The organism is Bradyrhizobium sp. (assembly GCF_049581145.1).
GTDB lineage: Bacteria > Pseudomonadota > Alphaproteobacteria > Rhizobiales > Xanthobacteraceae > Bradyrhizobium.
Genome location: NZ_JBAURI010001328.1, coordinates 1 through 9,201 on the forward strand (window position 1 = coordinate 1; position 9,201 = coordinate 9,201).

Consider the following 9,201-nt stretch of genomic DNA (forward strand, 5'->3'; position numbering starts at 1 on the left):
GCCTTCGCCTGAGCCATCGGCCAGACCGTCCCTTGGACCCTCCTTCAACCTTTCCTCGAACCCTTCCCCTGCTCCATCCCTGGGTTCGACCATCCTCGCCAACGGCCTCCTGCAGTCGAAGACGCCGGCGAACGACCCGCTGTCGCCGATCCGGCGCATGAGCCAGGCCGAGAAGATCGCGTTGTTCTCATAGATCGATCGTCAATGGAGCCAGACAAAGCGACCGCGACGCTTTGGCGGCCGGTGGGGCCCGAAGAGCTTGAATTGATCCGGCAAGACCGGCATGCGAGCTTTTCCGCTGCGATTGCCCGACCAGCCGATCTTCTATCCAGTGCTCACGGAAGCTCAAGCAATCAGCTTGGCATAGAGATCCGCGTCCACATTGCCGCCGGACAGAACGATGACGACGGTCTTGCCCTCGGCATCGATGCGGCCCGCCAGCAGCGCGGCAAGGCCGACCGCACCGCCCGGCTCGACCACCAGCTTCAATTCGCGGAACGCGAAGGCAACCGCAGCCCCCACTTCCGTGTCCGTGGCGGTGACGCCGTGCGAGAGCAGCTTGCCGTTGATGGCGAAGGTCAGTTCGCCCGGGATCGTCGCCATCAGCGCGTCGCAGATGGTGCGGCCTTCGGCGTGATGCGGCTCGCGCTGTCCCGCGCGCAGCGAACGGCTATGGTCGTCAAAGGCTTCCGGCTCGGCGACGATCACGCTTGCTTGCGGGAAGCGCGCCTTGACCGCCGTCGCAACCCCTGCGATCAGGCCGCCGCCTGAAGCCGGAGCGACCACGATGTCCGGGGCGAGGCGGAGCGCCGCCATGTCCTCAGCAATTTCGCGCCCTGCCGTGCCCTGACCGGCGATCACCAGGGGATCGTCATAGGGTTTGACCAGGGTGGCGCCGCGCCTGGTCGCGATATCGCGCGAAATGGCCTCGCGATCCTCACGGTCGCGATCATACAGCACGACTTCCGCGCCATAGGCCTTGGTGCGTTCGCGTTTGGACAAAGGCGCGTCCTTTGGCATCACGATGGTCGCTTGCATATTGAGGATTTGCGCGGCGGCCGCGACGCCCTGGGCGTGGTTGCCGGAGGAGAACGCCACCACGCCACCACGCCGGGCGGCCTGCGGGATCGACGACAGCTTGTTGAACGCGCCGCGGAATTTGAACGAGCCGGTCCGCTGCAGCATTTCCGGCTTCAGGAACACCGTCGCGCCGACGCGGGAGTTAAGTACCGGAAAGGACAACAGCGGCGTCCGCACCGCAAACGGGGCGACCGTGCGCGCGGCTGCTTCGATATCCGCCGGGCTTACGGAAAGGGATGGTTCGGTCATCCATGCCTTTTACCGCGTTCCTTCGGGCTCGGGCAAGCCAAGGCGAATCACAAGCTCGATCACGGCCCAAATCTTAGGCGACGAAGCTGGGATGCTCGGGCAGGAAATCCACCTGATCGCCATCATTGCTCTCGGCATCGACGGCCTGGATCAGGGCCATCTGCTCGATGAAAGCGCGCGCGGAGGCTTCCCAAGTATATTGGGCGGCGAACGCCACGCAAGCCTCCGCAGGGATATCGAGCGCGGCAAGGCAGGCCCTGCGCAGATCGTCGTGCAAAATCCCGACCGGCGCGTTTCCGATGACGTCGCGCGGCCCCGTCACCGGGAAAGCCGCGACCGGCAGGCCGCTCGCAAGCGCCTCGAGCAGCACCAGACCGAACGTGTCGGTCCTGCTCGGAAACACAAACACATCGGCGGACGCATAGACCGCCGCCAGCGCCTCGCCTTGCAGCGATCCCAGGAACACGGCGTCTGGATAGCGCTGTTCCAGGGCCGCGCGCGCCGGTCCATCGCCCACGATCACCTTGGTGCCGGGCAGTTCGAGTTCGAGAAAGGCCTCCAGATTCTTTTCCACCGCGACCCGCCCGACGCAGAGGAACACCGGCTTCGGCAGGCAGAGATCGACGTCGCGCGGACGAAACATGGCGGCATCGACGCCGCGCGACCACAGCACGACGTTACGGAAGCCGCGCGCACGTAACTCACTGGCGAGCGCCGGCGTCGCCGCCATCACGGCGTCGCTGGCGCCATGGAACCAGCGTAGCGTCGCCCAGACCCAGGATTCCGGAACCGGCGCGCGCGCCGAGACGTAGTCCGGAAAGCGGGTGTGGAAGCTCGTGGTGAACGGCAAGCCGTGCTTGCGGCAATAGCGCCGGACCAAAACTCCGATCGGCCCCTCGGTCGCGATATGGATGCTGTCGGGCCGGCTGTCTTCGATCGAGCGGGCAACCTTGGCGGGGAGCGGCAGTGCGACTCGCAGATCGCGATAGCTCGGCATGGCGAAGGTGCGAAACGATTCCGGGGTAAGAAAATTGACCTCGCTGCCAAGCCTCTTTGCCGCCTCCGCCATCATCGCGAGCGTCCGTACCACCCCGTTGACCTGGGGGTGCCATGCGTCCGTCGCGACCAGGATGCGCATCAGGCGGCGCGCGCGGCGACCCGCGGAACGGCGGATGCCCGGTTGACCGGATCGGTCCAAGTGATGATCTCGAACCGGCCGTCCTCATGTTCGGCAAGCGCGGTGCAGCTCTCCACCCAGTCGCCGCAGTTCATGTAGCGAATGCCCTGCTCGTCGCGGATGGTGGCGTAGTGGATGTGGCCGCAGATCACCCCGTCGGCGCCATGACGGCGCGCCTCGCCGGCCAGCGTCTTTTCGAACGCGCCGATATAGTTGACGGCGTTCTTGACCTTCTGCTTGGCCCATTGCGACAGCGACCAATACGGCACGCCGAACATGCGCCGGAAGAAATTGACGAAGCGGTTCATCTGGATGGCGAAATCGTAGGCCTTGTCGCCGAGATGGGCGAGCCAGCGGGCGTTCTGCACCACGAGATCGAACACGTCGCCATGAATGACGAGGTAGCGGCGTCCGTCGACCCCGGCGTGGACGATGTTTTCGACCACGTCGATGCCGCCGAAATGCGTGCCGTAATAGTTGCGCAGGAATTCGTCGTGATTGCCGGGGATGTAGATGACCTTGGCGCCCTTGCGCGCCTTGCGCAGCATCTTCTGCACGAAGTCATTGTGTGATTGCGGCCAATACCAGTTCGACTTCAGCGCCCAGCCATCAACGATGTCGCCGACCAGATAGATGGTGTCGGCATCATGACTGCGGAGAAAGTCGAGCAGCAGACCGGCCTGTGAACCACGGGCTCCAAGATGGACGTCGGAGATAAACAAAGTGCGAAAGTGCCGCTCCGGGCTTTCTTCACTTACAGCATCGCTTCCCATGCGCCTGCACCTACACAGATTCAGATGACAAATCGATGACTGTTCACGCCAGGAAATCCGACCGATCGCCACCTCAAGGTATCACGGTCCAGATTCCGGATGTTTGACGCGCCATCCCCCTTCGGCACTCGCATCGAATCGTGCGTCACAATGCCTTGATCGAAAATATCAGTGCATTACGACAATCAGGAGACATCGGCCGTACGGTTCCGGGGAATCAGGCGCGCCCTCCCCTGGTTTCGCGGCGCATGGCCGCTCACCAGTCCGCTAAGCCCACGATCCGCGGTGGCCGCAAATATATGCCCACGAAGCCGGACGGTTGACTGCCTTCGTGGGTCGTCATTGCTGGAGATCCATTCCGTCGGAAGCACCGCCGTGCCGGAACTGGCCGCAAAGCCCGAGATCGACATCCTCGGCCTGGTTGACCTGACGCCATTCCAGGTCAGCGGACCCGATCCCTTGAAACACTGGGCTATCGTCGTGGCGGCGACCTGTCTCCTGGACACCATTCCTTGAAGCGCGATCTGGGCGGCGTCCGTACGCAAACTGCGTATTTGCAGCGAGGGACACCCAACCAGGCTGACCTGCCCCGAGGCGAAACATGTTTGCCGGGATCACAGTTCGCGCCGGGACGACGAAATCGTCTCAAACAGAACCTCGCGCAACTCGGCCATGTCGGTTGCGAGGCGCGAGGCGCCGGCAGCCCGGAGACGGTCGGGGCGATGGTAGCCCCACGACACGCCGACGCCGCTGACACGCGCGGCGCGCGCCATTTCGATATCGAACGCCGTGTCCCCGATCATGACTGCATCGTCGGCATCGACGTCGCTTTCGCCGAGCGCCTGCAGGATCATTGCCGGATGCGGCTTCGACGGCGCCTTGTCGGCGGTCTGGACCGTGCAGAAATGGTTCAGCCACCCGAAGCGCTCAAGCGCGGGTTCGACGGCCTTGGAGACGTGCCCCGTGGCGATCCCGAGACGGACGTCACCGTGGCCGGCCAGCTCGGCCAAGAGATCGGCAGCGCCGCCGAACGGCACCTCGGCAAAGGCCGCGTCGGCCCGAAGCAGCGGCAGCAAGTGTTGATAGGCCGCGACCATGTTCCCAACCGGCGCGTCCGGTCCGGCCAATTGCGAGAGAACGAGCTCCAGCGACATCCCGATCAGCGAAAGACTCTCGTCTTCCGACGGCGGGGCAAATCCGAACTGGCCGAACACGACACGATGCGATTCAATGATGAGTTTCCGACTGTCGACGAGGGTGCCGTCGAAGTCGAAGATGATGAGCTTCACGGCAATTGCACCTGTGCGGGATTGAGCTGATGGCAAACCGCCGCGTTCCGGCGATCGCTCGATTTGCTAGCGTGGCTGCAGATTGCCGGTCGGCACGGAAAGCACGGCCATGTCGTTGTCGGCCGTTCGCGATTTCGGAAGTTCGCCCGCGGCGTCGAGAACGGGGTATGCGACCGAACAGATATGGGAATGAATCCGCCGCAGATCGCGCAGCACATCGAGATGCAGCGATGTGGTCTCGACGGTCTCCGGTCGGCCCTCGCGCAGGCGGTCCAGATGGCGCTCGGTCGCGGCCAGCTCGGTATTGCGCAGCAGCGTCTTCTCCGCGAGAAGTTTCTTGGCCTCATTGACATCGCCGGACATGAACACGCCGAACGCGATCCGAAGCGAGTCCATCGTTCGCTTGTGGAACGCCGAGAGTTCGTCCGCGCCCTCCGGCGAAAACTGGAACCTGCGCTTGATTTTTTTCGTCGCCAATTCGCTCAAATTCTTGTCGATGATGTCGCCCATGTGCTCGAGATTGATCGCAAAGGAAACGATCTCCATCGCCCGCTGCCCTTCGCGCTCGTCGAGACTGCCGCGCGTGAGTCTGATGACGTAGAGCTTTATTGCCTCATTGAGACTGTCGACGTTGTTGTCCATCCTCGACACCTGATCGACCAACGCACGATCGTTGGTCGTGAGCGCCGCCATGACCTTGCGGAGCATGGTTTCGACAAGGTCGCCCATGTGCAGGGTTTCGCGTGCGGCATCCGTCAGGGCAAGCGAAGGCGTCTCCAGCGCGCTGTCATCGAGATAGCGCGGCCGCGACGGGTCGGCCTCCTGAATCCGCTTTGGAAGAAGCTGTTCCAACAGCCGCGCCATGCCATCGAGCAGGCCGATGAAGAGAATCGCCGTCGCCACGTTGAATGCGACGTGGAACTCCGCCGTCAGTTTTGCGAGATCCGGTTGCCACGCCTGCAGAATGTCAGTGATCGGGCGCAAGAACGGCGTGACCAGCAGCACGCCGACGAGCCGGTTGATGAGATTGCCGAGCGGAAGACGGTAACTCGCCGGATCATCGCGGCGCGCGCCCTCGAACAGGGGGTTGACCGCGCTGCCGAGATTGGCGCCAACCACCAGCGCCAACGCCGCAAGCGGCGAGATGAACTGCGCATAGGCCAGCGACATGGTCAGCAACACGATGGCGACGCTCGAGTGCGCCGCCCAGGTGAGGGCCGCGCCGATGGCAACGCACAGGATCGGATCGCCGGTGATGGCGCTCATGAAGATGCGGACACCGGGAGCATTCTCGGCTGGCGCCAGCGTATCCAGCAGGATATGCAGCGCCAGCAGCATCAGGCCAAGACCGATCGAGACCCGGCCAACGTCCTTGATGCGCGAGTGCGCTCCGCCGCGAAAGGCGACCAGGCCGAAGATGAAAAGAACCGGGGCGACTGCTGCGATGTTGAAGGACAATACCTGAACGATCAGCGTGGTCCCGACATTGGCGCCAAGCATGATGGCCAGCGCCGGAACCAGGCCGACCAGCCCTTCCGCGGTGAACGAACTGGTGATCAAGGCCGTCGCCGTACTGCTCTGCAGAACCGCCGTCAGACCGAGACCCGCGGCAAACGCCGCGAAGCGGTTTCTCAGGGCGCCGGCAAGAAGCCTGCGGAGATCCGGACCGAACGCCCGCAGAATCCCGCTGTGAACCATGTGAAGGCCCCACAGCAGCAGTGCTACGCCGCCCATCAGGTCGAGAAGGACCATGCTTCCCATGATTGTTCACTTCGAAATGACGATCGAAGGATCAGGCTATCAGCAAACGACCATCAATAAAACCGGTGCAAGTGATGGATCGGTCCGTGGCCGCGGCCGACGGCAAAACGGTCAGCGGCCGCGATCGCAGCGCTGACGAACACCTTGGCGTGACGAACCGCGGTTTCCAGATCCTCGCCCTTGGCGAGGCCGGCCGCGATGGCGGACGACAGCGAGCAGCCGGTGCCGTGGGTATTCCTGGTTGCAACCCGTGGCGCCGCGAGCGCGATGGTGCCGCTCTCGCGCACCAGATAGTCCATGCTGTCAGCGCCCTGCCCGTGGCCGCCCTTGATCAACACGGCAGGACACCCCATTGCCAAGAGCCGCCTACCTTGGACTTCGATCGCGCTTTCGCTGGCGGCTATCGGCTCGTTCAGCAGATAAGCGGCCTCGGGCAGGTTCGGCGTCACGATCGAGGCCAGCGGCATGAGTTTCTCGCGCAGCGCCGCAATGGCGTCTTGCGCCAGCAGGCGATCGCCCGAGGTCGCCACCGCCACCGGATCGAGCACGACATGCCTGGGCGACCAGCGCTTCAGGCCAGCCGCAATCGCGTCGATGATCGCAAGTTCGGCGACCATCCCGATCTTGACCGCTGCAACCTCGAGATCGCCGAACACCGCGTCGATCTGGGCCGTCACGAACTCCGCCGGTACGCAATGAATGCCGCTGACGCCGGTCGTGTTCTGCGCGGTCAGCGCGGTGATCGCCGAGGCGCCGTAGACGCCGAGTGCCGCGAAGGTCTTGAGGTCGGCCTGGATGCCGGCCCCGCCGGACGAATCCGAGCCTGCGATGGTGAGCGCGACGGGCGTGATCATGACCCGTCCTACCGTGAGCACCCACGCCCTGCAAGCCGGCTTGCCTTGCCGGCGCAAATTTGGCCTATTGGGCTCCATCAGCATGATCCGGACCAGCCCTGCCCGCACGTGAGGGGGGTGGACACCGGTTTTCCGGGTAGATCATGCCTCGACAACAAGCCAAAGTGCGATGAGCTCATCGCGCTCTAGCGCCCGGAGACGATCGCGATGGTTCCCTTCTTCGTCCAGATCAAGTGCAAGCTCGGCCAATCCTACATTGTCGCAAACGCGCTTGCCGAGGCGGAGATTGCGTCGGAGATCTACTCCACGGCGGGCGACTATGACCTGCTGGTCAAATTCTATGTCGACAAGGACACCGACATCGGCCATTTCATCAACGAAAAGGTGCAGGTGCTGCCCGGCATCCAGGACACCCACACCATCATCACCTTCAAGGCGTTCGGCACGCGCTAGGCGACCGTCCTACCCGGGATCCCGCCCCGGGCGAGCGCGCCACCTTGCAACCGGACTCCGGAGACACCAGGATTGACCATCCCATTCGACCGGCTCAAGGCATTCATTCAGGAGGCGCTGACACGGCTCGGTCTGCCGGATCATGACGCTGCCACCGTCGCAACGCTGATGGCGGAGGCCGACCTGCAAGGTTCGGACGGGCACGGCGTCAGCCGGCTGCCGCAATATGCCAGGCGCATCAAAGCCGGCGGCTTCAACGTCCGCCCCGATATCCGCGTGGTGCAGGAGCACGCCTCGACCGCGCTCGTGAACGGCGACAACGGGATGGGCCATCTCATCATGAAGCGTGCCGCCGAGATCGCAATCGAGAAGGCCCGCACCACCGGCATCGCCTGGGTCAACTCGCAGTTCAGTAACCACGCCGGCCCGGCATCGCTCTACGCCACCATGCCGCTCAAGCACGACATGATCGGGCTCTATTTCGCGGTCGGCAACGCCAACCATCTGCCACCCTGGGGCGGGCTCGACCTGCTGCTGTCGACCAATCCGATCGCAGTCGCGATTCCCTCCGGTGACGAGAAGCCCATCGTGCTCGACATGGCCACGACGGTCGCGGCCTATGGCAAGGTGAAGACCAAGGCGCTGCGCGGCGAGATGATGCCGGAAGGCTGGATGATCGATCGCGAGGGCAAGCCGCTGACCGATCCGAAACGCGCCGAGGAAGGCATGCTGCTGCCGCTCGGGGGCATGGAGGCCGGCTACAAGGGCTACGGGCTGGCCGTCATTATCGGCCTGCTGGCGGGTACGCTCGGCGGTGCCGCGATGGGCAGCGATGTGATCGACTTCAATCATGACGACGACAGCGTCACCAATACCGGTCAGGCGATCGCCGCGATCAATGTTGCCGCCTTCGGCGACATCGCCGTCTTCAAGGCCGCCGTCGATGCCTTGGTGCGCGATTTGCGCGGCAGCGCCCGGATGCCCGGCGTGGAGCGGATTTTCGTTCCCGGCGAGCGCAGCCAGCAAACCCGGGAGGCGCGAGCCCGCGACGGCATTCCGATCGCGCCGGCCTTGATGCGCGGGCTCGATCAGGTCGCCGATGAACTGGGCATGACAAGACTGGGATAGGTCACGATCGTATGGCTCAACCTCGTCTCGTGACGCTCTCGATCACGACTTGTCCCCGTCCTTCGAGGCCTTCTTCGGCCGCGGCGGGCCTTCGACCGGCGGCAGCGACTTCAGATACTCCGCGATCGCATCGAGGTCCTGCGGATCGAGCTGCGAAAGATTCCTGATCACGCGCACCATCGAGCCGCCGGCGCTGTCGCCATCGGGCGTCTGCCCTGTGGCGAGAAAATAGGCGATATCCTTCTCGCTCCAGTCGGCGAGTCCCTTCTGCGTGATATTCGGCACAAAACCCTCGCCCTCCGGATCGGGGCCGCCGGCAAAGCGCTGCGCACTGACGATACCGCCGAGCACATTGCGCGGGCTGTGACACTCGGCGCAATGGCCAAAACTGTTGACGAGATAGGCGCCTCTGTTCCATGAAGCCGGCCGCGCCGGAT

10 protein-coding genes and 2 pseudogenes are annotated in these 9,201 nt (G+C 63.9%); 5 read left to right on the forward strand and 7 right to left on the reverse strand.

Features of this window, described 5'->3' with window-relative positions; translation table 11 throughout:
* A pseudogene (locus tag WCB02_RS42310) lies at positions 1–193 on the forward strand (hypothetical protein); the annotation flags it as partial.
* Positions 194–204: 11 nt separating this feature from the next.
* Positions 205–364 (forward strand): annotated as a pseudogene (locus WCB02_RS42315) (ADP-ribosylation/crystallin J1); the annotation flags it as partial.
* Here WCB02_RS42315 and WCB02_RS42320 read toward each other — a convergent pair.
* From WCB02_RS42320 to WCB02_RS42330, 3 genes are all read right to left on the reverse strand, one after another.
* A complete protein-coding gene (locus WCB02_RS42320; RefSeq protein WP_423969068.1) occupies positions 346–1,329 on the reverse strand; it encodes a threonine ammonia-lyase in 984 nt (327 codons plus the stop codon). The pseudogene WCB02_RS42315 and the gene WCB02_RS42320 overlap by 19 nt on opposite strands.
* A gap of 73 nt (positions 1,330–1,402) precedes the next feature.
* Entirely contained in the window at positions 1,403–2,467 is a 1,065-nt protein-coding gene (locus tag WCB02_RS42325; RefSeq protein WP_423969070.1) for a glycosyltransferase family 4 protein, read from the reverse strand.
* The gene (locus WCB02_RS42330) at positions 2,467–3,279 is read right to left on the reverse strand and encodes a UDP-2,3-diacylglucosamine diphosphatase (protein WP_423969072.1); all 813 of its coding nucleotides are present in this window, start codon (positions 3,277–3,279) and stop codon (positions 2,467–2,469) included. The genes WCB02_RS42325 and WCB02_RS42330 overlap by 1 nt, the downstream gene beginning before the upstream one ends.
* Positions 3,280–3,621: 342 nt before the next feature.
* Between WCB02_RS42330 and WCB02_RS42335 the strand changes: the two genes are divergently transcribed.
* A complete protein-coding gene (locus WCB02_RS42335) occupies positions 3,622–3,795 on the forward strand; it encodes a GrpB family protein (RefSeq protein ID WP_423969074.1) in 174 nt (57 codons plus the stop codon).
* A 98-nt stretch (positions 3,796–3,893) separates the two neighbouring features.
* Here WCB02_RS42335 and WCB02_RS42340 read toward each other — a convergent pair whose 3' ends face one another.
* The 3 genes from WCB02_RS42340 to thiD form a co-directional block, all read right to left on the reverse strand.
* Positions 3,894–4,568: an HAD family hydrolase gene (locus WCB02_RS42340; protein ID WP_423969076.1), complete on the reverse strand. Its 675-nt coding sequence runs from the start codon at positions 4,566–4,568 to the stop codon at positions 3,894–3,896.
* 66 nt (positions 4,569–4,634) lie between these two features.
* Entirely contained in the window at positions 4,635–6,329 is a 1,695-nt protein-coding gene (locus tag WCB02_RS42345; RefSeq protein ID WP_423969079.1) for a Na/Pi cotransporter family protein, read from the reverse strand.
* Positions 6,330–6,382: 53 nt separating this feature from the next.
* The gene (gene thiD / locus WCB02_RS42350) at positions 6,383–7,183 is read right to left on the reverse strand and encodes a bifunctional hydroxymethylpyrimidine kinase/phosphomethylpyrimidine kinase (protein ID WP_423969081.1); all 801 of its coding nucleotides are present in this window, start codon (positions 7,181–7,183) and stop codon (positions 6,383–6,385) included.
* Positions 7,184–7,390: 207 nt separating this feature from the next.
* Here thiD and WCB02_RS42355 point away from each other — a divergent pair, with 207 nt between their 5' ends.
* Both WCB02_RS42355 and WCB02_RS42360 read left to right on the forward strand, forming a co-directional pair.
* Positions 7,391–7,636 (forward strand): Lrp/AsnC ligand binding domain-containing protein, encoded by a 246-nt coding sequence (locus WCB02_RS42355; protein WP_423969083.1) that lies wholly within the window; start codon positions 7,391–7,393, stop codon positions 7,634–7,636.
* A gap of 72 nt (positions 7,637–7,708) precedes the next feature.
* Positions 7,709–8,764 carry an Ldh family oxidoreductase gene (locus WCB02_RS42360; RefSeq protein WP_423969085.1) on the forward strand — a complete coding sequence of 352 codons (1,056 nt, stop codon included), beginning with the start codon at positions 7,709–7,711 and terminating at the stop codon, positions 8,762–8,764.
* A 42-nt stretch (positions 8,765–8,806) separates the two neighbouring features.
* Here WCB02_RS42360 and WCB02_RS42365 read toward each other — a convergent pair.
* The coding region (locus WCB02_RS42365; RefSeq protein WP_423969088.1) for a c-type cytochrome at positions 8,807–9,201 on the reverse strand (395 nt) is incomplete at its 5' end.